The organism is Methylomonas stagni, assembly GCF_050154735.1.
GTDB classification, from domain to species: domain Bacteria; phylum Pseudomonadota; class Gammaproteobacteria; order Methylococcales; family Methylomonadaceae; genus Methylomonas; species Methylomonas koyamae_A.
In genome coordinates, this window is sequence record NZ_CP189557.1 from 623540 (window position 1) to 646548 (window position 23009).

At 60.2% G+C, this 23009-nt stretch carries 17 protein-coding genes; 13 read left to right on the forward strand and 4 right to left on the reverse strand.

Going from position 1 to position 23009, the window contains the following annotated elements:
• Nucleotide 1 precedes the first annotated feature (1 nt).
• The 7 genes from ACP4CD_RS02870 (at nucleotide 2) to ACP4CD_RS02900 (ending at nucleotide 10116) form a co-directional block, all read left to right on the forward strand.
• Nucleotides 2-325 (forward strand): hypothetical protein, encoded by a 324-nt coding sequence (locus tag ACP4CD_RS02870; RefSeq protein WP_313730035.1) that lies wholly within the window; start codon nucleotides 2-4, stop codon nucleotides 323-325.
• Nucleotides 326-332: 7 nt separating this feature from the next.
• Nucleotides 333-695: a GPW/gp25 family protein gene (locus ACP4CD_RS02875; protein WP_426993411.1), complete on the forward strand. Its 363-nt coding sequence runs from the start codon at nucleotides 333-335 to the stop codon at nucleotides 693-695.
• On the forward strand, nucleotides 692-3229 hold the full coding sequence (locus ACP4CD_RS02880) for a putative baseplate assembly protein (protein ID WP_426993413.1): 2538 nt from the start codon (nucleotides 692-694) through the stop codon (nucleotides 3227-3229). The genes ACP4CD_RS02875 and ACP4CD_RS02880 overlap by 4 nt, the downstream gene beginning before the upstream one ends.
• On the forward strand, nucleotides 3226-6468 hold the full coding sequence (locus ACP4CD_RS02885) for a putative baseplate assembly protein (RefSeq protein WP_426993414.1): 3243 nt from the start codon (nucleotides 3226-3228) through the stop codon (nucleotides 6466-6468). Before ACP4CD_RS02880 ends, ACP4CD_RS02885 begins: the two co-directional genes overlap by 4 nt.
• 105 nt (nucleotides 6469-6573) lie before the next feature.
• Complete coding sequence (locus ACP4CD_RS02890; protein ID WP_426993416.1) at nucleotides 6574-7488, forward strand: hypothetical protein; 915 nt, start codon at nucleotides 6574-6576, stop codon at nucleotides 7486-7488.
• Between the two features lie 97 nt (nucleotides 7489-7585).
• Entirely contained in the window at nucleotides 7586-8719 is a 1134-nt protein-coding gene (locus ACP4CD_RS02895; protein ID WP_426993417.1) for a hypothetical protein, read from the forward strand.
• 26 nt (nucleotides 8720-8745) lie between these two features.
• A complete protein-coding gene (locus ACP4CD_RS02900) occupies nucleotides 8746-10116 on the forward strand; it encodes a DUF6519 domain-containing protein (protein ID WP_426993418.1) in 1371 nt (456 codons plus the stop codon).
• A 657-nt stretch (nucleotides 10117-10773) separates the two neighbouring features.
• Here ACP4CD_RS02900 and ACP4CD_RS02905 read toward each other — a convergent pair.
• The 4 genes from ACP4CD_RS02905 to ACP4CD_RS02920 all read right to left on the reverse strand — a co-directional run bounded on the left by ACP4CD_RS02905 (nucleotide 10774) and on the right by ACP4CD_RS02920 (nucleotide 13787).
• The gene (locus ACP4CD_RS02905; protein WP_071158128.1) at nucleotides 10774-12111 is read right to left on the reverse strand and encodes an ImmA/IrrE family metallo-endopeptidase; all 1338 of its coding nucleotides are present in this window, start codon (nucleotides 12109-12111) and stop codon (nucleotides 10774-10776) included.
• Nucleotides 12104-12619 (reverse strand): hypothetical protein, encoded by a 516-nt coding sequence (locus ACP4CD_RS02910; RefSeq protein WP_426993420.1) that lies wholly within the window; start codon nucleotides 12617-12619, stop codon nucleotides 12104-12106. The genes ACP4CD_RS02905 and ACP4CD_RS02910 overlap by 8 nt, the downstream gene beginning before the upstream one ends.
• A 228-nt stretch (nucleotides 12620-12847) precedes the next feature.
• Nucleotides 12848-13069 carry a type II toxin-antitoxin system ParD family antitoxin gene (locus tag ACP4CD_RS02915; RefSeq protein ID WP_426993421.1) on the reverse strand — a complete coding sequence of 74 codons (222 nt, stop codon included), beginning with the start codon at nucleotides 13067-13069 and terminating at the stop codon, nucleotides 12848-12850.
• Nucleotides 13070-13229: 160 nt separating this feature from the next.
• Nucleotides 13230-13787 (reverse strand): hypothetical protein, encoded by a 558-nt coding sequence (locus ACP4CD_RS02920; protein WP_071158132.1) that lies wholly within the window; start codon nucleotides 13785-13787, stop codon nucleotides 13230-13232.
• A 485-nt stretch (nucleotides 13788-14272) separates the two neighbouring features.
• On the opposite strand from ACP4CD_RS02920, the gene ACP4CD_RS02925 reads away from it, so the two are divergent.
• From ACP4CD_RS02925 to ACP4CD_RS02950, 6 genes are all read left to right on the forward strand, one after another.
• Nucleotides 14273-15052, forward strand: coding sequence for a VPLPA-CTERM sorting domain-containing protein (locus tag ACP4CD_RS02925; RefSeq protein WP_426993423.1), 780 nt, complete (start codon nucleotides 14273-14275; stop codon nucleotides 15050-15052).
• Nucleotides 15053-15157: 105 nt separating this feature from the next.
• Nucleotides 15158-15994 (forward strand): VPLPA-CTERM sorting domain-containing protein, encoded by an 837-nt coding sequence (locus tag ACP4CD_RS02930; protein WP_426993425.1) that lies wholly within the window; start codon nucleotides 15158-15160, stop codon nucleotides 15992-15994.
• A gap of 68 nt (nucleotides 15995-16062) precedes the next feature.
• Nucleotides 16063-18573 (forward strand): TonB-dependent receptor, encoded by a 2511-nt coding sequence (locus ACP4CD_RS02935; protein ID WP_426993427.1) that lies wholly within the window; start codon nucleotides 16063-16065, stop codon nucleotides 18571-18573.
• Between the two features lie 18 nt (nucleotides 18574-18591).
• Entirely contained in the window at nucleotides 18592-20298 is a 1707-nt protein-coding gene (locus tag ACP4CD_RS02940) for a PKD domain-containing protein (protein WP_426993429.1), read from the forward strand.
• Nucleotides 20299-20536: 238 nt separating this feature from the next.
• Nucleotides 20537-21478, forward strand: a complete 942-nt coding sequence (locus ACP4CD_RS02945) for an NADH:ubiquinone oxidoreductase (RefSeq protein WP_071158435.1) — start codon at nucleotides 20537-20539, stop codon at nucleotides 21476-21478.
• The gene (locus tag ACP4CD_RS02950) at nucleotides 21478-23007 is read left to right on the forward strand and encodes a nickel-dependent hydrogenase large subunit (RefSeq protein ID WP_426993431.1); all 1530 of its coding nucleotides are present in this window, start codon (nucleotides 21478-21480) and stop codon (nucleotides 23005-23007) included. Before ACP4CD_RS02945 ends, ACP4CD_RS02950 begins: the two co-directional genes overlap by 1 nt.
• Nucleotides 23008-23009: the final 2 nt, after the last annotated feature.

Consider the following 23009-nt stretch of genomic DNA (forward strand, 5'->3'; position numbering starts at 1 on the left):
GATGGCCGGCTTCTTAGTGCATGTCGGCGCGCAGGTGTTGTGCGCTCACGGCGGTCAGGCGACGCCGACCGTGCCCAACCCGCGCGTCACGGTCAGCGGCCAGCCGACCGTGCTGATGACGGCGCCCTATATCGTGGCCGGCTGTGCGTTGCCGCCGCCGCCCGCCGCCAACGGCCCCTGCGTGACCGGGCAATGGCTGATGGGGACCACCCGTGTTACGTCCAACGGCCAACCGCTGGTGGTGCAAAGCAGTCAGGCGATATGCGCGCCGACCGCGACGCCGCTTTTGATTTTATTAACCCAAACCCGCGTCAGCGCGCTGTGAGGATGCCATGATAGCCGTCGATTTTCCTTTGCATTTCGACCAGCGCGGGCGTACCGCCGTCACCGCTTACGACGAGCATATCCGCGACATGATCGAACAATTTCTGTTCACCAACAACGGCGAACGCGTCAACCGGCCTGATTTCGGCAGCGGCTTGCTACAACTGATTTTCGCGCCGAATAGCGCCGAATTGGCCGCGACCTTGCAATTCACGATTCAGGCCGGCTTGCAGCGCTGGCTGGGCGACGTGCTGGATGTGCTAGGCCTGGAAGTGACCAGTCAGGACTCGACCTTGCGGGTACAGGTGCAATACCGGGTCAAGCGCAGCGGCGAGGTCCGTAGCGCGGAATTCCTCAGGAGTCCGACATGAACGCGTCGGCATTGCTGTGCCGCGAGGACAGTCGCCGAGCGCTAGTCCGGGCCAGCGAGAGTTTGAACGGCTTCGATTACTTGGAAGTGGGCGACGATCAACTGAGCTTGACGGTGTTTTTTCTGCGCAAGGCCCCCGATCACCTCGACGCCGCGAATCTGCGCATCGTCGGCGGCGAGCGGATTACCGGCATCCGGGTAGTGTCGGTCGAAATCGTTCGCGACGAAGACCCGGAGCGCGACGATTACATGCTGGTGGGACTGGACCGTTACGGCGATTTTTCCAACTATCGCTTGCACGCGGTGGCTTTGGACGAACAAGGCCGGCCTACCGAGCGCAGTATGGCCGGCTTCGATCCACGTTACGCTAGTCTGGAATTCAATTTCAAGGTCGCTTGCGGCGGCGAAATCGACTGCAAGCCGGCGCAGGATTGTGCGGCGCCGGCGGCGGAATTGCCGGAAATCAATTATCTGGCCAAGGATTACGCCAGCTTCCGGCAATTGATTTACGACCGCTTGGCGCTGGTACTGCCGGATTGGCGGGAACGCCACGTCCCGGATTTGGGCGTGACGCTAGTCGAATTGCTGGCTTACGTCGGCGACCATCTCAGTTATTACCAGGATGCGGTCGCCACCGAAGCGTATCTGGACACCGCGCGGCGGCGGATTTCGGTCCGGCGCCACGCCCGCTTAGTCGACTACCGCTTGCATGAGGGTTGCAACGCCAGGGCCTGGGTGTGTCTGGAGATCTCGCAAAATTTGGCCGTCGAAAGCGCCGATGTGTTTTTTATCACCGCGTTCGATTCCGGCGACGACACGGCTTTGCTCAAGGCCGAGGATTTGCCGCGAACCTTGCCGCAACCCTATCTGGTCTACGAGCCCTTGCTGGTGCCGGCCCAGCAAACGCTGAATTGGTACGCGGCGCACAATGCCATCGATTTTTATACCTGGGGCGATGCTAAATGCTGTCTGCTCAAGGGCGCAACCTCGGCGACCTTGCTGGACCCCGGTATCGAAAGCCGGCAATTGCGTTTGCAAGTCTGCGACGTGTTGATTTTCGAGGAAGTGTTGGGGCCGCACACCGGCAACCGCGCCGATGCCGATCCCAAGCACCGCCACCCGGTGCGGCTGATTGCGGTCGAGGAGGGCGTCGATCCGTTGACCGGGCGCTTCATCGTTGATATTCGCTGGAGCCGGGCCGATGCGTTGCCGTTTGCACTGTGTTTGTCGGCGGTCAAGGACGAAGATTGTTCGCCGCTGACCGGCGTCAGCGTGGCGCGCGGTAATGTGGTGCTGGTCGATCACGGCGAAACGGTGACCGAAACGCTGGAAGTGGTGCCCGGCAGTTGGCAGTGGCCGGATTGCGACGATTGCGGGGTGCGCGAACCGACGACGTTGCCGCTGCGTTACAGGCCACGTTTGAGCAAGCCCGAATTGACCCACGTCCAGCCGCTGCCGGCCTGCCGTCAGCCCGATCCGTGCGGCGTACAACCGCTAATTGTCGCGGCCAGCGGTTTAGCGGATCAGGATGTACGCCTGGCATTGCCTTGGCTGGCATTGACCGAAACCGATCTCGGCGCTTGCGATACGCCGGAGGTATGGTCTGCGCAAGCCGATTTGTTGAACAGCAACGCCGGTGACCGGCACTTTACTGTCGAAATTGATGACGATGCGGTTGCCTGGCTGCGCTTCGGCGACGGCCAACAGGGTCGGATGCCCAAGCCCGGTACCCGTTTCGCGGCCCGCTACCGGACAGGTAACGGCCCGGCCGGTTTGGTCGGTGCCGAAACGATCAAACGCATCGTGTTCCGCGACCGCTTACCCAGCGGCGCGACGATATTGGCCCGCAATCCCTTGCCGGCCCAGGGCGGGATCGCGGCGGAGCCGGTGGCTCAGGCGCGCTTATTGGCGCCGCACGCGTTTCGGCAAGTGTTGCAACGCGCCGTCACTTGCGACGATTACGCGCAAATTGTAATGCGCGATTTCGCCGCCGAGGTACAAAAAGCCGCCGCGACGCTGCGCTGGACCGGCAGCGGCTACCGGATATTGGTGGTGGTCGATGCCTACGCGGCCAGAGCCGACTGCCGAAGCTTGCTGTGCCGCATCGACCGGCATTTGCGGCGCTACCGGCGCATCGGCCACGACCTGGAAGTGGTTGCCGCGCTGCAAGTGCCGCTGGCCTTGATCTTGAAAGTCTGCGTTCGGCCCGGCTTTTTGCAAAGCCAGATTAAAGCGAGCCTGCAAACCTTGTTCAGCAACCGCGTTTTGGCCGACGGCCGGCGCGGCTTTTTTCATCCGGACAATCTGAGTTTCGGCGATGGCGTGTATTTGAGTCGCATCGTCGCGGCGGCACAAGCGGTGGCCGGCGTCGCCGGCGTCGAAGTCAGCGAATTGCGGCGCTTGTTCGAAGCCGCCGACGATGCAATCACCACCGGCGTGTTGGCGCTGGCGCCGCTGGAAATTGCCCGTCTGGATAACGATAAAGGTTTTCCGGAACGCGGCTTATTGACGCTGAATATGGAGGGCGGACGATGAACACCATCTCATCTTGCGGTTGTTGCGCGGGCGTCGAAATCACGGTGCCTGCGGCCATCGAAAATCGGCCCGGCTTGCCGGCCTTGCGTTACCGGATCGGCGATTACCACGGATTTCTGGAATCGGCGCTGGCGCGGCTGTCCACGCTGAATCTGGCCGAGCCGGGCGAAGCGGGCCGTTATCCCTTACAGGCCTTCACCAGCCGCCAGCCCGACGACTTTTCGATCGCGCTGCTGCAGGGCTGGGCTAGCCTCGCCGAAGTGTTGAGCTTTTACCAGGAACGCATCGCCAACGAAGGCTATTTGCGCACCGCCACCGAGCGCCGCTCGGTGCTGGAACTGGCCCGTCTGATCGGCTATCAGCCTCGGCCAGGCGTCGCGGCCAGCGTGTTTTTGGCCTACGGTTTGGACGATAAATTCGAAGGTCCCAGCCTGATCGGCAAAGGCGCGAAAGTACAAAGTCTGCCGGCGCCCGGCGAGTTGCCGCAAACCTTTGAAACCAGCGACGACCTGGAGGCGCGCGCCGCCTGGAATACGCTGAAACCGCGCCTGAGCCGCCCGCAAACGCCGCTGTCGATGTTCTTCGATCCCGGCGGTCCGCGCGTTTATCTGAAAGGCATCAGTACCAAGCTGAACGTCGACGATCCGCTGCTGATCCAGGTAGGCGGCAACGAGCCAGCGCTGCTACGGGTCGGCGAAGTGTTGCCGGAACCCGAGCACGACCGCACCCTGGTGCGTTTGCAGATTGGCGTGATGCCGATAGCCGCCGTCTTAAATTGGCAAGACGTACTGAACGATCAATATACCTTTTTGTTGCTCGACGACGGCAGCGGCCAGCCGGGTTTTTTCGATTTTCATTTTGGCGTGGATATAGACGAAGCAGAGACGGACGGCTTGACGCTGTATTCGCTGGCCGACGGCGGCGCCTGGTTGCTGCAGATCGCCGCCGAAGGTCGCCAAATCGTGTTAAGCCGGGACGGCAGGCAATTGGCCTATGCGGTCAAGTCGGTGGACGGCATTAGCGTGACCGGACTCAGTTATCTGCGTATTTCCCTGGAAGGCTTGCAGGATTACCGGCAAATCATCGCCGGCTTGACGCAGTCTCCGTCGCTTCAGCCGCGCAACCAGGCGGCCTTGACGCGCGATTTGGCCGGTCAGTTCTTTGCCGAACCGCTATTGGATCCCAGTGCCGGCGGCGGCGCGGGCAGCGGGGATACCGGCGGAAACGGCGGCGAACTTCGCTTTCGTACCCGACTGTTAACGGTCGATGTCGCTGCTCGCTACGCGACCCAGGGCTTGAATGCGGTGGCCGACGCCAACAACGCCATCGCCAAGCGCTTCAGTCCGGCCTTACGCACGCATCTGGCCGCCGCGACCGCCAATACCCGGATCACGCTGGATGGGCCGGTGACGGTGTATGCGCTGCGCGGCAAGGCATCGCCGTTCGGGCATAACGCGCAGTTGCGGCAGACGGATTTCGCGAACGGTAATTACACGCTACGAGAATGGCAAATAGCTAACCCGTATAACTCGCCAACCACGTCTAATACCGGTTCGGTTACCGGCGCGGTATTCCACCAGCCGACCACGCTATATCTGGACGCCGATTATCCATTGACCACCGGCGGCTGGATCGTCATTGCCAAAGCCAACGGCAGCGAGATCGTGGTGCGCCTGGATAAGGACACCCTGCAACACCGCTCGCTGGCCGCCTACGGGCTGAGCGGCAAAAGTCTGGCCGTCAGTCTGCCGAGCGATAAGGCCTGGATCGGCGAACCGACCGGCAACAACCCGGAGCCGTTCGCCACGGTGCGTACCACGACGGTTCACATTCAAAGCGAAGCCCTGGCCCTGGCCGAGGAGCCGATCAGCACGCCGGTGTGCGGCGGCGATAGCGAGTTGCTGGAGTTGGACCGCTACCACGAGGATTTGCAAGCCGGTCGCTGGGTCATCGTCAGCGGCGAGCGCGCCGATCTGCCGGGTACTTCCGGGGTGCGTTTCAGCGAATTGGCGATGCTGTCTTCGGTGTGCCAGGATTTGTATCGGCAGACCTATTACAGTTTGGCCGGCCGAGACGGCGGCGTCGATAAACTGGAGTACAGCTTGCCCGGCGACCGCATCCACAGTTTCGTCAAGCTAGCCAAACCGCTGGCCTATTGCTTCAAACGCGACACGGTGAAGATCTACGCCAACGTGGTCAAGGCCAGCCACGGCGAGACCCGCAAGGAAGTGCTGGGCAGCGGCAACGGCGCCCAGGCCCTGCAACGGTTTACGTTAAAGCAATCGCCGTTGACCTTCGTCGCCGCCAACAATCCGGCCGGCATAGATAGCACGCTGGCGGTGTCGGTCAATGGCGTGCAGTGGCGGGAAGCCGAGGCTTTAAACGGTCTGAGCGCGACTGGCCGCGCTTTTGTAACGCAAACCGACGATGACGGCAAAACCTCCGTGATTTTCGGCGACGGTGTGCACGGTGCGCGCTTGCCGAGCGGGGTCGAAAATATTCAAGCGGTTTACCGTAGCGGCATCGGCAAGGATGGCAATGTCAAGGCCGAGCAAATCAACCTGTTGCTGATCCGGCCGTTGGGCGTCCGGGATGTGATCAATCCATTGCGGGCCTCTGGCGGCGCCAATCCGGAAAGCCGCGACCAAGCCAGGATCAATGCGCCGCTGACCCTGGCGGCGTTGGACCGGTTGGTGTCGGTACGCGATTACCAGGATTTTTCCCGGACCTACGCCGGCATCGGCAAGGCTTACGCGGTCGAGTTGTCCGACGGTCGCCGCCAAATCGTTCACGTCACGGTGGCCGGCGCCGAAGACATTCCCATCGACGAGACTTCCGACTTGTTTTTGAACTTGCGGCAAGCGCTGCACGACTATGGCGATCCGTTTCAGCCTCTGCAACTGGCGGTGCGGGAATTGTTGTTGATCGTCGTCAGCGCCAGGGTTCGCATAGCGCCCGATTCCCGCTGGGAAAATGTCGAGCCGGCCCTGCGCGTCGCCTTGCTGGAAACCTTTGGTTTCGAGCGTCGCGAATTAGGGCAGGGCGTTTGTTTGTCGGAAATCATTAGTGCGATGCAAGGTGTGTCCGGGGTGGTGTATGTCGATGTGGACGCCTTCGGCGGCGTGCCGGAAAAATTCCCGACGCGGCGGCGGGTCGGCGTTTGCAAACCCCCGCCGAAATCGCCGAGGCGGTGCAAGCCATCGCCGCGCAAACCCAACCGGCCCAGCATTTGGCCGTGAATCTGGCCAAATATGAAAACGGCGCGATTCGGCCCGCGCAAATCGCGGTGTTGGCGACCGAGATTCCGGAAACCCTGAGCTTGAATCCGATATTGTGAGGCTGGCATGAACGCGACACTCGATAGACTCTACGAATTACTGCCGGCGATACACCGCATTCGCGATGCCGAACAGGGCGAACCGCTTAGGGCGTTGTTGCGAGTGATAACCGAACAGGCCGATCTGCTGGAGGCCGACATCGCCCAACTCTACGAAAACTGGTTCATCGAAACCTGCGACGACTGGGTGGTGCCGTACTTGGGCGATTTGATCGGCTACCGGCCGGTCGCCGAGGCCGGCCGGCCCGGCGATGCCGCGACGCCGCAAGGCCGGCTGCTGAACCGGGCCTTGACGCCGCGCCGGGAAATCGCCAACACCCTGCGCTATCGGCGCCGCAAGGGCAGCCTGGCTTTGCTGGAAAGTCTGGCCGCCGACGTGGCCGGCTGGCCTGCGCGCGCCGTGGAGTTTTTACCGCTGCTCAGCCGCACTCAGCATCTGAATTACCAGCGGCTGGCGCAGGGCCGTAGCGTCGATGTCCGGCAAGGCGCGACCTTGGCCTTATTGAACGGTCCGTTCGACGCCATTGCCCATGGCGTGGACGTGCGGCGCATCCATTCAAGTCACTCGCCGGGACGTTACAATCCGGCGGCGGTGGGCTTGTTCGTCTGGCGAATTCAAGCCTACTCGGTCAGCAAGACTTCGGCGTGCTGCGTCGAAGAGGTGGCGCCACATTGTTATACGTTTAGCGCGCTGGGCAACGACAGTCCGCTCTATCACCGGCCCCAACCGGATGTTGCCGATACGATAGCCGAAGAAACCGGGTTGCCGGTGCCTATCCGCTGCCGCTTGTTTCATACCCAAACCGCCGCCGCGCCGCTCGATTACGGCGAAGGCCGCAGCTTTGCGATCTGGGCGCCGGGTTGGCCGAAAAAGACACGCCGCAGCCCTTGCCCAGGGATTTGCTGGTCAGCGCCGATCTGAGCGATTGGCGCTTCGTGCCGGCCAAGGGCCAATTGGCCATCGATACCGAACGTGGCCGGCTGGCGTTTCCGAGTAAGCAGTTACCCAAAAAGTTTGGGTGTCGTATTACTACGGCTTCAGCGCGCCGCTGGGCGGCGGCGAATATCCGCGCGAACTGCGCCAGGCCGACGCCAGCCAGTTGATCCGGGTGTGTGGGCAGGACGAGTTGCAAAAAGCCCTGCTGCCCTGGCAATCCGGCCAAGCCGCCGGGCTACAGCCGGCCCGCGCCGTGGTCGAGATTGCCGACAGCGGCGTCTACGTGCTGCCGATCAATCTGGAACTGGCGCCCGGCCACGTCCTGCAGATTCGCGCCGCCGACGCCAGCCGGCCCATCATCCGCTTGCTGGATTGGCAGACCGACCAGCCCGACAGCTTTAGCATCCGCGGCGGCGCCGACAGCCATCTTGTATTGGACGGTTTGCTGATTGCCGGACGCGGCGTGCTGGTCGAAGGCCCGCTGGGTAGTTTGGTGATCCGCCATTGCACGCTGGTGCCGGGCTGGTCGCTGGATTGCGCCTGCGAACCTTGCCGGCCGGCGGAACCCAGCCTGACCGTGATCAACAGCCTGGTTTGTATACGCATAGAACACAGCATCGTCGGCTCGATACAGATCGGCAACGACGAAGTCAATGCCGAGCCGTTGGCACTGCACATCAGCGACAGTATCGTCGATGCCACCGGCTGGGACGGCGATGGCCCGGAAAGCGAAGCTATCGGCGCACCGGGTGCCGGCTTTGCCCATGCCAACGCGACCGTGGTTCGCACCACCGTGTTCGGTTGCGTCAACGTGCATGCGCTGGTTTTAGCGGAGGACAGTATTTTCATGGGCACGGTCTGCGTGGCCCGGCGGCAATTGGGCTGCATGCGCTTTTGTTACGCCCCGCCGACCTCGCGGACGCCGCGCCGTTACCACTGCCAGCCGGACTTGGCGACCGCCGAGTTGAGCGGCGACGCCAAACGGCTCGAACAACGGCGAGTCGTGCCGCACTTCACCTGCAGCCGTTACGGGACGCCGGCCTATGCGCAATTGGCCTGCGATTGCGCGGCGGAAATCGTGCGCGGTGCCGAGGACGAATCGGAAATGGGCGCGTTTCACGATTTGTTTCAACCGCAACGTCTGGCCAACTTACGGACGCGGCTCCAGGAATACACGCCGGCAGGCACCGATGCCGACATCATTTTGGCGAGCTAAGCCGCCGCATAATTGAGGACAACGATATGAAAGGCGATTTTTCGAGAATGACGTTTACCCCGGACAAGCAATTCCTGCGGGTATTGATGCAACAAGGCCGGGTGCAACTCGATGCCGACTGGAACGAGCAAAGCGCGATCCTGTTGCACTATTTGCAGACGCTGGCCGCCGATTTGATCGGTCCCTACGGCGGGCCGGCGGCGGCATTCGGTTTCGAGATTTTTACCAAGCCCAAACCCAAGGCCGGCGACTTCAATATCGGTCCGGGCCGCTATTACGTGGATGGACTGCTATGCGAAAACCCGGCTCAGCTGACCTATCTGAGCCAGCCCAACTATCGCCTGGACGAAAAAACCGGTCCGTTAACATCGGGCCGCTATTTGGCGTATCTGGACGTTTGGGAACGGCATATCAGTTATCTGGAAGACGACGACATCCGCGAAAAAGCCCTGAACGGCGCCGATACCGCCAGCCGCTCGCAATTGGTGTGGCAGGTCAAAACCTTGGAGCTGTCGGATGGCCGCGACTGGCGGGAGGCCTTGGATAGTCGGTTGATCGTCAGTCAAGCCTGTCTGGCCGCGCAAGTCAAACCGGCGGACGCGCCGACCGATGCTTGTTGCCAACAGCCGGACGCCCGCTATCGCGGCCAGGAAAATCAGTTGTATCGGATCGAGATTCACAACCCAGGCGGCGGCGAAAGCCCGGCGACCTTCAAATGGTCGCGGGAAAACGCCGCGGTCGCTTTTCCGGTGACCAATCTCGTCGCCGATACCGCGGCCGCAACTTTGACCTTAACGCTGGAACATCTAGGCCGCGACGATAAGTTGACCTTAACCGAAAAGGATTGGTTGGAATTGCAGGACGACGACAGCGTGTTGCTAAACGCGGTTTCTCCGCTATGTCAGGTGACGGCGATCGATCGAGTCAATAAGATCGTCACCTTGGCCGGTACCAATCCGCTGGTGTATCGGGCCGACCGGCACCCGCTGTTGCGGCGCTGGGACCAGCAGGGCGATGCCGACGGTCTGGCGATTAAGCCTGGCGAATGGCTGCCGGTCGAGGCTGGCATCGAAGTACGTTTCACGATTAATGGCGAATTGCGAGGCGGCGATTACTGGCTGATACCGGCGCGCACCGCCACCGGCGACATCGAATGGCCCCACCAAGACGACGGCCAGGGCAATCGCCTCGCGTTGTCCAAGCGGCCGGCCGGCGTCGAGCACCACTACGCGCCGCTGGCGCTGATTGAGGTCGGAGAAGGCGACGCGGTTTCAGTCAGAGAAGACTTGCGCTGCGATTTCTCGCCGCTGTCCGCGAACTGCAAAAACAGCCTCGGCCGGCGGCTGGGCGATGGCGCCGGGATCGATGCGTTATGTCAGGACAACCGGGATCGCTAGTCGGATCGTGGCAATCGTTCCGGGCCTGATGCTTGCTTGCAGTCTTACGCGGCCGCTTCGGCAATCCCAATAATTCCAGCACCCGCGCCGAACCGCGTTGCTGTAAATGACCGATGATTTGCTTGGCGGTGAGCCTTTACCCTTAAGCAACGCCGTCATGCCCGCCGGGAAGCGGGCATCCGATGCCATGGCTGGCAAGCTTCGATCCGTCCGTGGAGTCCGGATTTCGGCAATCCCTGCCGAAATGACGAGCACTACCGAGAATCCGACCAATAAGAATTAAACCGTTGCATGTCCCGGCTCAAATCCGCCGACGCGGCGATCAGGAGCAGGTGACTTTCCAGGATCACGTAACCGTAAAGCTGAAACCCGCTGTCGTACGGTAAAGTTCGTCAGGAACCCAGCACGATATTTACCGTCGCAGGGCGAGTAAACAGCGGCAGCCACTGGTTGATCGTCGCAGTCAGGAAGTGCGGGCTTGGATTTTGCCGGACTCGGTAGCGGCTGCGGGTCATGGGCTAAGGAGAGTTAGTTGGAACGGAAACTCGCGCTTCTGAGAGTTGGGATTTCCAAGCTCCGGCTTGGGAGTCGACACTATCACCAGTTCCGAACCATATTTTGCGTGAGCACAAACATCCGTGCCCACCATTACGGAATTTAAGCGCCTAAGCGATAAGGTAAGGCGGTGTCCGTATATCCGGCCAACATGGAGTAGACAAGGCCGTTATTCTTTAACAAACTGTCGACCGTTGCTTGGCTTACACGGAAATGCTCAGCGGCTTCTTCAATTGCGGATTCCGAATAATCTCCGTCCAAGAAACCTTTCAGCGCATCTATCGGACAAAGAAATTCGGCGGCGAATGCGCGTTGATATTTTTGCCTCGACGTGGATAAATCGGTGCTTGTAAGCCAATGGTGATTGGCGTTGCTTGTCAAAACGAAATCGCCTAATAGGCGTGCCAATTCAAAACGTTTTGCTTGAGGATGTTTTTTTCGTGGTACAAACTTGAAGTGCTCGCCGTTTGTAGGTATTGCAACAGTGGCACTACTACGTGTTAGAGGCACCCAACCTTCGACGTTGTCTTCCGTTAGGCCCAGCAAGCCGTAAAGCTGTTTGTTGTCGATGGCAGCTTCTTCGTTACTTAAACATTGGCGCAATTTTCTTGCGGCGGCTATGGCTCGTTGCCACGGAAGCCCGGTCGAGGATTCAGATTCGGCCAACTGCGGCATTTCCGGCTTTCCGGTTAGTCCGGGACCTTCGATTATCTCGTCAATGGCTTTCAGAGGTTCGGTGCCGGCTGTTCTGCCATATACCGGCGCCAATTCGGTTAGCGCTTCTGCTCCCATGCGTTGCTCAAGTTTTTGAGCATGCGCCATTATTGCGTCAGGGCATTCGTCCGGATCGTAGCCTAATTCGGCTTCCAGCTTTCGGTAGTCGGCACTCTGAGGATCGGCAATTTCTTCTTGAATTAACTGCCAGAGGTTATACAAGTGACTGTTCTTGCAATCGACGGCTTCCAGGCGACTTATAACGGACTCGACAAACCCAGTTACACTACGCTGAAAATCAGCCAATTTGACAGAAGCGTGGGCATCTAACTTGTTCAAGTATTTGACGGATTGTTGAATCGTAGCGCAGGACGGTTCGGCCCAAATTTGTATGACCTCGCTATCCGATGCAAATACGGCTTTTGGCCATACGAAGCCGTGGTTGGCGGCACCGATTTCGTGTGCCATTCGCCAATCAACAGAGGGCGGTTTTCCATGGGCGGGTAAAGGTTCGAAATTGAGCCGCCACCATGACGAGGCTAGCCACATTGCCAAAGGGTAAGCAGATACTAAAACCGAATCGCGTACCGATTTGGCCCAAATGTTGTCGTTTCTGGTCAGGTTGACATTGCCGACATGCAAAGCCAATTCAGCCATAGTATTGGCGAGTTCCGGGACATCATGTCCGGCAGCCGCCCAGTCGAAGTTAAATTTAAGTTCAGCCATTAGACAGCTTCCATCGTTTAATCACTTCGTTTGCCATTGGGTCGGATTCCGGCATAGGGTAGCCGTGATAAGTGCCTTGTTCTTTGTTATCGAGTTGCGCTTCCAATGCTTCGCCCTTTTCTGTAACTGACCAGATATTTTGCGGCCAGTCGCCGTGATAACGCTCGCTGACCAGTCCTTTTTGCAAGCCCAATTTCAATAACGATTGGGCTATACGCTTGGAAAATATATTGACCGCATCGCACAGAGATTTCCCCGGACGCGCTCCGCTAGGCGGTGTAAGTACAAAGTCGCCGGGGTTTTGTTTATGTTCCGGATTGCCGACGTATTTCACTTGTTTCGCAAGCTCTTTGCATTGTTGGCGTTCGGAAACAGTTAGCTCTTTGATTACGCGCTTGTTGTTAAACTGCTGGTATCTTCTTTTCATTATTATGCAGTTAACGTAGATTTCAAGCGGCTCATATTTTCCTTCTAAGAAATAGATACTTAAATGAAATATACCAAACATCAGCAGTACTTAAAAATCTTTCATTAGACGAGTTCAACCCATTCCGGTTTCATGGTCAGATTTTCCGCTTGTTCCCCAGCTGCAGTTTGGGAACCAGATCGACCGTCGGGTCGATAGCTCACTCCAACTCATCATCTATTCCAAGCGCCCGCATTTCCAAACCTTCAATCTCCTGCAAATCGCCGAACATGCCGACCGTCGCGTTCAGCCTAATACGATAGCTGGGCTTCATTGGCTATGTTTTTTTCGCATCGAGGCCAGAAATTGCTCTTGGTCGAAATCCTCCTGCAACAGGCTGTCTTCGCCGGCTTGTAGCTTGGCTCTCAATGTTTGCAGCTTAAGTTCCTCTTCTTCCAGTTTACGCAAACCGGCGCGAACGGCCTTGCTGTATTTTTCCTGCACGAAGTTATCAAAGTGGTCGCCTAAAGTGACGGAAGTATTTCCAGCCATGATCTCGCTCCCGATAAGGTGTCGATGTATTAATTATTAATATAGACCGCCGCTGGCGCCAGACTCAAGTGTGCCGACGATTCCACCGGTTCCCAGGCTTTGCAGGGGCGGAGCTTGCCGGCGAGGCATCCCCAAGTTCGGCGCTTGGGGATGGGCAAAATCACCAGGGGTTGGATATTTGGCAATTCTGCGCGGTGACATTGACCCAATTGACCGGTGCATTCGGGACGACGCCGCCACCCAGTCCGCCTGGCGCATATCGGCCGCTCGGCGCGGTACCCCCGGCAACCCAGGCGATGTTGTTATTGACTTCGTACTTCACGCTCACGCCAAAGCCGGCCACGCCCGCAACTACCCGGTCCACCTGGACCGCGGCGGCGTTTGCCGCGTTATTGAGTCCGGGGCCATTCAGCCGGTAGAGCGTGCTGGTATTGACATTCAGGGCGCCGATTAAAGGCCGCAATTCATTGACGACGTTCGCCCGCTGCGGACTGTTACAGAACACCAGGATGTCGCCCTGAATTCTAGGTCCCTCGGTACGGGCGATGAACATCCCAAATTCGCGGTGTGCGTCGGCATATCTTGCCGGCGTTTGAGGAATGTGGATGGCGTATAGCTGTTGGTTGGTTACGAACACGACGCCGATGCAGGTGACAAACCCGGTGACGCCGACAGTTGTGTTGTGTACGCCGAATTCGTACATATTGGAGTAGTACATGCTGTGTCCTCGTAGTGCCGGCCGCCGCCGGAAAGACTTAAAAAGCGCCCGGCGCGATCGCGAGTGTGGTAGCAATCGGCGAGGCTTACGCCGCCGGAAAACCACGGAGGTGGACCGGGTGGAGCGGCAACGATACCCGGCTTTCTCGGCTTCCAGCTGGATTCTATTATCGGTCACGCCGGAGTGTTCCCACAAACCGGGCTTCAATTTATTGTTCGTTAGCGACCTTTGAAAACTCGGGCAAGCGCCGATTTTGAAGGCTCCGCGTGAATCCGTACGCCGTGGTTTTCATCGGCGTCAATGAGGGCGGCGATCGATCCGGCCGCGTAGCAGGCTTTTTGCCGGCTAACTGGTTAATCGTTAACCAAATTTAACATCGGGAAACATTCAGTCTAATACCGGGAAAAATTCCCTAAGCCATTTCGCGCCGCTTCCCGAGAATAGCCGAGAAAAATTCTTTCTTAATCTCGGAAAAAGGACGCAACATGAGTTACCTCCCAAAATCGTTAAGCCGTTCCGTCAATTCGCTGGCTCTGGGTATCGGTCTGGCCTTGAGCCAAGGCGCGGCGGCGGCCACGCTGGATCTGGATTTCAGCTACCGCATGACGCCGGGCGCGGGCGCGCTGGGCACCACGATCGCCACGGCTCATTTCGAAGACGTCATTACCAGCACCGGATTTAAAGGCATCGACTTGACCCTGACCAACGTCGCGTCGGATCAGGTACCCGGCGTTGGCTCCACCAGCTATATCTCCGGTTTGTTGCTGGCTTTCGATTTTGCCGACGAAGAATTGCCCAACATCATTATCGAGCAATTCGATGACGACAACGCCCAATCCGACCGCTGGGAGCCGCAAGAAGACGTTGCGACCGTCGACGGCTTTACCTTTACCAGCGAATTGGGTTTTCCCAAAGGCACCTCGAATCCGTCTTCCTCGACCAGCTTGGCCAGTTTGCGGGTCGGCGATAGCGCGCATATCCAGTTTTGGTGGGATACCGGACTCGAGCAAGGCGACTTGACCGTCGCTTCGTTGGTCGAAGCCTTGCGCGGCGACTCGGCAGACGCTTCTATTCCGGACATCATGGCGGCCGTCAAAGTCCGTAGCCTGGGTGCGATTACCGGCGGCGAAAATATCGAGTCGGTCGCGACCTTGGTGGTTGGCGCGGTCGAGCCGACCGCCGCGCCGGTGCCGGTCCCCGGCGCGTTGCCGTTATTCGCCTCGGCCTTGGCCGGCTTCGGGGTGTTGCGGCGCCGCCGCGCTTAAACCGTTGTTAGCGCCGCGCCGACTCCAGGCTCTGCTCCCGCCGGGAGGCGGCGCGGCCGCTAATGCTTGGCTGTTTTTTCCATTTCAATTCAAACAATAATAACGATGAAACTTTCAACGAAATCCTGGCTGGTGGTTGGCGCAACCCTTTTGAACCTGTCCGCCGCGTCCGCAGCGACCACCACCCTGAACTTTAATTACATCGCCACCAATCTGTACGGCAGCAGTGGCGTCGCTAACGTCGCGAGCATTACCGTGACCGATTTGGCCGATCTGGGCTTGAACGGCGAGGGCTACGGTGGCGTGCGGGTGCAATTGACCGCCGGCGACCTGGCGCAATTTTCCAGCGGCGTCGCCGGTACCAAGGTGTGGATCTCTTCGTTCGAACTCAATTTTCCCGGCACCTCCACCGACAACGGTTACGAATTCAATAACCAGCATTGGAGCTATGTCAGTGGCGTCAATCTGGCGCCGGTCACTTCCGGCGGCTTGAGCGGCGGCATCGAATGGCAGGAAGACGGCGCCACCGACGGTTGGGGCGCGGCGGCCGGCGATCCGGCCTTCGAACAAGAGTACAACTTCAGCGCCGAGACCTTGTTGGCCGGCACCAGCAGTACGATAGACCTTTACAACAGCGCCGGCTTTTCCGGCATCAGCGTGGCGAATTTACTGAATCCGGCCAACGCCGTCGAAAACGCCTTGCACCCGGAGCAAGTGGACGCGCTGGGCTGGATCAAATTGCGCGGCACCGGCAACGCCGATCCGGCCTTGCGCGGCGTTGCCGGCAGCGGCTTCTGGGGTAACTCGGCCACCGGCGGCAATCCGGCGCAGAATCGTTTGAACGTGCTGGCGATGGCGCCGGTCCCGTTGCCCGCCGCGCTGCCGTTATTTTTATCGGCGCTGGCCGGCATCGGTTTGCTCGGCAAACGTCGGTCGCGCTGAAAGCTAGTCGCGCGCCCGGTCGGCGCGTCGGTTCAACCGGGTTGCGGCCCTATCGGTCGCAGCCCCCCATGTTTATCAAGTTCATGAAGCCATTACAGCAGTCCGCCAAGCCGGTGGCCTTTGCCTTTCTGTGCGCCGCGTTCGGCGCCGAAGCCGCCGAATCCGAGACGGCCGGTCACGATACCCTGGAAGCGGTCGAAGTCGTCGACGTGACGCCGGTACACGGCGTCGGCCTGGACAAGGACAAAATTCCCGCCAACGTGCAAACCGCCACCGACCGGGACTTAGACCGCTCGGAAGCCAACGACCTGACCTCGTTCATGAACCGTACCACCGGCAGTGTGACGTTGAATGCCGCGCAAAACAATCCGCTGCAACCGGACCTGAATTTTCGGGGCTTCACCGCGTCGCCGTTGCTGGGTTTACCGATGGGGATGAGCGTGTATGTGAATGGCGTGCGCTATAACGATCCGTTCGGCGATACCGTCAACTGGGACATGCTGCCGGAATCGATGATCAAGAGCATGAACGTGTTCAGCGGCGCCAATCCCTTGTTCGGCTTGAATACCTTGGGCGGCGCGGTATCGCTGCAAACCAAGAACGGTTTCAATTCGCCGGGCCACGAATTGGAGGCTTACGGCGGCGCCTGGGGCCGCAACGTGGTGTCGGCCGAAAGCGGCGGCAACGACGGCAGTCTGGGCTATTTCGTGAATGTGCGGCGCTTCGCCGAAGACGGCTGGCGGGATTCCTCGCCGTCCGAGGCCATCAACGTCTACGGTTCGCTGGGCTGGCGTTCGGACAAATCGTCGCTGGATTTCAGCGCCTTGTACGGCAACAGCGACTTGATCGGCAACGGCGCGGTCCCCACCGAATTGTTGCGCGACAACCGCTCGGCGATATTTACCTCGCCCGACCGCACCGAAAACGACATGAAATTTTTCACGTTGGAAGGCACGCATTGGCTCAACGATAAGGTGCAACTGGCCGGTAACGCCTTTTACCGCGATACGGTGACGCGATCCTTCAACGGCGACGATACCGCCTACATCGATTGTTCCGAAGCCGGCGCGCTGTACGACCGCAATCTCGACGGCTTGCCGGCCTATCCGCTGTTTCCTGGCAGCGACGGTTACAGCGGCGATAGCTTTTGGTCCTTCCTGGCCAGCCAGGGGATTTCCCGCGAACGCGCCGAGCCGGGCGACTGTCCCGACGACATCGCCGGCATGGCCGGTTCCGACATCCTGTCGCAATGGATAGTCCGCGACCAGAACGGCAATCCGGTCGGTTACGACAATCCGGACCAGCCTTTGAACGCGATCAATAACATCAGCACTCGCAAGCAAAAAAGCTTCGGTGCCACCGGTCAAGCCACGTTTCAGCATAAATTGTTCGGTTTGAACAATCAGTTGATTACCGGTTTCGGTTACAACCGGGGTGTCGTCAACTATGGCTCGCAGGTGGAAATCGTCCGTTTGTTGGGAGACCGCAGTACCAGCCGCTCCGGCATTTTCATTCCGGACGACGCCACCGGCCTGAAAGGCGGGACCACGACTTGGTCGGCGTTTTTCAACGATGCGCTGGACTTGACCGACCGCGTGACCTTGAGCTTCGGCGGTCGCTTTAACGATACCGTGATCCGTTTGCTGGACAGCTTGGGCAACAGTCCGGAATTGAACGACAACCACGCTTACAGCCGTTTCAACCCGTCAGCCGGTTTGACCTGGAAAGTCAACGACAAACTGGGCGTTTACGGCGGTTACAGCGAATCGGCGCGAGCGCCGACCATCGTCGAACTGGCCTGTTCCGATCCCAACGCCGAATGCCGGCTGCCCAACGCCTTTTTGGCCGATCCGCATTTGCAGCAGGTCGTCGCCGAAAGCTTCGAGGCCGGATTTCGCGGCCAGCTCGATAAGGACACGGGCTGGAACGTCGGGTTTTTTCATACCATCAACAAAAACGACATCATTTTTCAATCCACCGGCGGCGCGACGTCTAATGTCGGGTTTTTCTCGAACGTCGGCGATACCCGCCGGGTCGGCATGGAAGCGGGTTTATCCGGCGTATTCCGGGAAGATTGGCGTTGGTATTTGCGCTACAGCTTCGTTGACGCCACTTTCCAGAACAACTTCTTCGTCAGCAGTCCCACCCATCCGGCCCGGATCGAAACCTTCGGCGCCAACGGCGAATACAGCGCGGTGATTCCGGTGGAAAAAGGCGATCGGATTCCCGGTATTCCGCAGCACAGTTTGAAACTGGGTTTGACCGTGCCGGTCACGACGGCGCTGACGGTCGGCGGCGACGGCCTGTTCAATTCCGGGCAGTTTCTGCGCGGCGACGAAGGCAATTTCCTGGGTTCGACCGATCCCTATTTCGTCATGAATCTGCACGCCAATTATCAGTGGACGCCGAATCTGGCGACCTTCCTGATCATGGAAAACGTGTTCGATACCGATTACGAATCCTTCGGCATGTTGGGGGAAGCCAACGAGTTGCCGGGCTTTCAAAACTATAGCAACCCGCGCTTTCTGGGACCTGGCGCGCCGTGCGGCGGCTGGGTCGGCGTGCGGTTGAAATTTTAAGCTTTGCGCGGAGACGCCATGAACAAACCATTATCGGCGCTTTGCATCGCCGCGACATTGATTGGCGGCGCGGCCGATGCGGCCACATTGGACCTCGTATTCAATTACCGGCTGACGCCGGCCGCTGGTACCGGCCAGACCGTCGCCACCGCCCATTTCGAGGACGTGATCGACACGAACGGCTTGCCGGCCGTCGATTTGCGCCTGACCAACGTCGCGTCCAATCTGGTGCCGGGCGTCGGCGCCACCAGCTATATCTCGGGACTGTTGCTGGCCTTCGACTACACCGCGCCCGAATTGCCCGGCATCGTGGTCGAACAATTCGGCGACGACAGCGCCCAGTCCGATCGTTGGGAACCGCAGGAAGACGTGGCCACCGTGGACGGTTTTACCTTTACCAGCGAATTGGGTTTCCCGCGTTCGGAGACGCCGAGCAGTGTCGGTGCCCGCTTGGCGGTCGGCGAAGTCGGCCATATTCAGTTTCAGAACGACGGTAGCCTGCCCAATGCCTTGACTGTAGACAAACTGGTCGCGGCGATACGCGGCGGCGGTGCAGATGTCGGCGCGCCGACGGTACTGGCGGCGGTCAAGGTGCGCAGTCTGCCCAATCTGACCGGCGGCGAGACGATAGAATCGGTGCCGACCGTGGTGATCGCGGCCGGCGTGCCCAGCGTCAATCACGCGCCGACGGCCGAGGCCGGCGCGGATGCGGCCGTCGATACCGGCGCCACCGTGCAACTGGACGGCAGCGCCAGCAGCGATCCGGACAGCGACGCGATCGCCGCGTATCAATGGACGCAGCTATCCGGCGAGACGGTGACGCTGTCCAGCGCCACCGCGCAACGGCCCAGTTTTACCGCGCCGGCCACGGCCGGCACGCTGGTGTTCGGGTTGACCGTCAGCGACGGTAGTCTGCAAAGCGATCCGGATACCGTGACGATCACTGTCAACGCCGGCAATAACAATCCGCCGCCAAGCAATCGCGCGCCCAGCGTCGATGCCGGCGCCGACCAGTCGGTGGCCGAAGCCGGTTTGGTGACCTTGGCCGGCAGCGCCAGCGATGCCGACGGCGACGGTTTGAGTTATCAATGGGAGCAGACCGGCGGTACCGCCGTCAGCTTGCATAACCCGCAAAGCGCTACGGCCAGCTTCACCGCGCCCTGGCTGGCCAGCGGCTCGGAAACTCTGAGTTTCAAACTGACCGTGACCGACGATGCGGCTAGCCCGGCCTCGGCCGAAGCGACGGTTGATGTGGTCGTCAACAACGACGACGGTTTGCTGGATTGCTCGCAAGCCCGGCCCAGCAAAACCTACTTATGGTCGCCGAACGGCGCGATGCAAAAAGTGCTGATTCAGGGTATCACCGGTCCCGGTATTGATACCGCCAAACCGAATTACGATTTGCGTATCGATGCGGTAAGCCAGGACGAACCGTTGAAAAACCCGGCGCTGAAAGACAAAACCAGTCCGGACGCCAAAATCACCCGCACCAAGCGCAGCGCGAAAAAGCCGCTGGCGCTCGATATACTGCAGTTGCGGGCGGAGCGCCAAGGCCAGCAGCCGAAAAACCAGGCTTTCACCGGCAACGGCCGGGCCTATCGGGTGGCTTTTACCGCCAGCTACGCCGGTTTGTCCTGTCAGGGCGCGGTCAGCGTGATGGTGCCGCCGACGCGCGGTAGCGCGGTGACCGACGACGGTCAGCAATACGACGCCACTCGGCGCTAGCGGTCAAGATGGTCGCCGGCGGCTGGTCCGAGTTTGCGCGGGACAGGGTAGGCTGCGTTAATCCATGCTCGCCTAGAAGCAGTCTTATTACGCTTAGTCGCGGGCGCGGCCGGAGCGGCGCTTGAATCGGTATCGGCGGGACAGCGACGCGCGGGCGATGTATCAGCCGTTTGCTCGAAATTGGCCGATCTGAGCCAATTTCAATACAATGCCTCCCAAACGGTATTCGGGAGTGGTGGTGGCGACGTTATTTTGGTTACAAACCGGCGCATGCGGCGGCGAATCGCTGGCGATACTCAGTGCCCAATCGCCCAGCATCGAGCAACTGTTCGCGACGCACGGCGTCGAGCTGCTCTGGCATCCGTCCTTATCCAGCGCGTCGATGCGCGAGCACGACCGCCTGATCGAAGCCATAGGCGCCGGAGAGCGGACGCTGGATATACTTTGCGTCGAAGGCAGCATTGTCACCGCGCCGCGCGGCACCGGCTTGTACGACAGTTATCGCGGGCGGGCACGGATGGAGATTGTCCGCGAGCTGGCCCAGCGCGCCGGCGTCGTGGTGGCGATGGGGACTTGCGCGGCGTTCGGCGGCGTGCATGCCGCCGCGCCGAATCCCAGCGACTGCATCGGCTTGCAATTCGACCGCGACCTGCCGAGCGGTTTGCTGCCGGCGGAATGGCGCTCGCGGCGCGGCTGGCCGGTGGTCAATCTGGCCGGCTGTCCGGCCCATCCGCATACCATGACGCAAACCCTGGCCTGGCTGGCGGCCGGCATGCCCTTGCCGCTGGACGAGCTGAATCGGCCGCTCGCCTTCTTCAATACTGTCGTGCACCAAGGTTGCACCCGCAACGAGTACCACGAATACGACATCGAAGATACCGAATTCGGCGGCAAGGCGTGTCTGTTTTTTAATCTGGGTTGCCAGGGACCGATGACGCAAGCGGTGTGCAACAGCGACTTGTGGAACGGCGTAAACAGCAAGACCCGCGCCGGGGTGCCGTGTTTCGGCTGCACTTCGCCGGATTTTCCGCGTGAAGTCGATTTGTTCAGCACGGAAAAAATCGGCGACATCCCGGTGCGATTGCCGATGGGCGTGGAACGGGCGCGTTACATGGCTTACAAGAATCTGGCTAGGGCGGCCGCGCCGGCGCGGGTCGAGGGCAAGGATATGGACGTCTGATGGCGCGGGTCGAGCTAAATGTCAATTTGAACCGGGTCGAGGGCGACCTGGAACTGGCGCTGAGTCTGGAAGACGGCGTTGTCGTGGAAGCGCGTACGGTCGGCACTCTGTATCGCGGTTTCGAGCAAATTCTGGTCGGACGCAGTCCGTGCGACGCGTTGGTTCTGACGCCCAGGGTGTGCGGGATTTGCGGCACCGCGCATTTGTACGCGGCGGTGCTGGCCTTGGAGCACGCCTGGCGCGTGCCGGTGCCGGCCAATGCCACCCGAATTCGTAACGTTTGCCTGATCGCGGAAGGCATCCAAAACGATTTGCGGCAAACCTTCCTGTTTTTCGCGCCGGATTTCCGCAACGCCCGCTACCGCGACCGGCCGTGGTTCGCGGCGGCCGATGCCGAGTTCGCGCCGTTTTCCGGGCGCGTGCACCGGGAAACTTTGGCGATTACCCGAAGAGTGGTCGAAGTCGTCGCCCATTTCGGCGGGCAATGGCCGCATTCATCGTATATGGTGCCCGGCGGCGTCACTTCGCCGGCCGATGCCCGCCGGCTGCTGGCCTGCCGGACGATCTTCGCCGAGCTGCGCGAATGGTACGAGCGCATCGTGATCGGCGCGCCGCTGGACGAATGGCTCGCGTTGGATAGCGCCGCCAACTATTTCGCGTGGCTGGAGCGGCCGGCGCATGCCGCCAGCGCGTTGGGCTTGATGAGCCGCTGCGCGCGCGACTTGGGTTTACAGCGGATGGCGGCCGGTACGCCGCACATGATTAGTTTCGGCGCTTGGTGCGATCCACTGCGTTGGGACGCGCCGCACAGCGCTCGATTGGTGCCGGGCGGATTCTACGACGGCGATACCGGGCGTATTGCCGAACTCGACCAAGCGTTGATTAGCGAGCACGTCCGCCATTCCTGGTTCCGGCCGTATTCGGGCGGCCGCCATCCCTGGCAGGGCGAGACGATTCCGGATTATCAACCCGGCAGCGATCGTTACACCTGGGCGAAAGCGCCGCGCTACGCCGACAAGGTCGTGCAAACCGGCCCGTTGGCCGAATTGCTGATCGGCGGCGACGCCTTAATCGCAGATCTTTACGCGACCGAAGGCGGCAACGCCTGGTTGCGGCAATTTGCCAGGGTTCGCCGCATCGCTTACGAATTGGCGCAGGCCGAACGGCATTTGCACGAATTGGCCGAACATCTCGGCGAGCCGCATATCGCCAATCCGGCCAAGCATGCCGAAATCGACGGTGAAGGCTACGGCCTGATCATGGCGGCGCGCGGGGCGCTGGGACATTGGCTGCGGATACGCGGCGGCGTGATCGAAAAATACCAGATCGTCACGCCGACCGCCTGGAACGCCTCGCCGCGCGACAGCGCCGGGCTTCCCGGCCACTGGGAGCAAAGTCTGGTGGGGCTGAGCGTGGCCGACCCCGACGATCCGGTTGAAATCGGCCACGTGATCCGTTCTCACGACCCTTGCCTGGTCTGTACCGTGCATATGCTGGAAACCGGCAAACGCTGGCGTTTCCTGCCGTGACG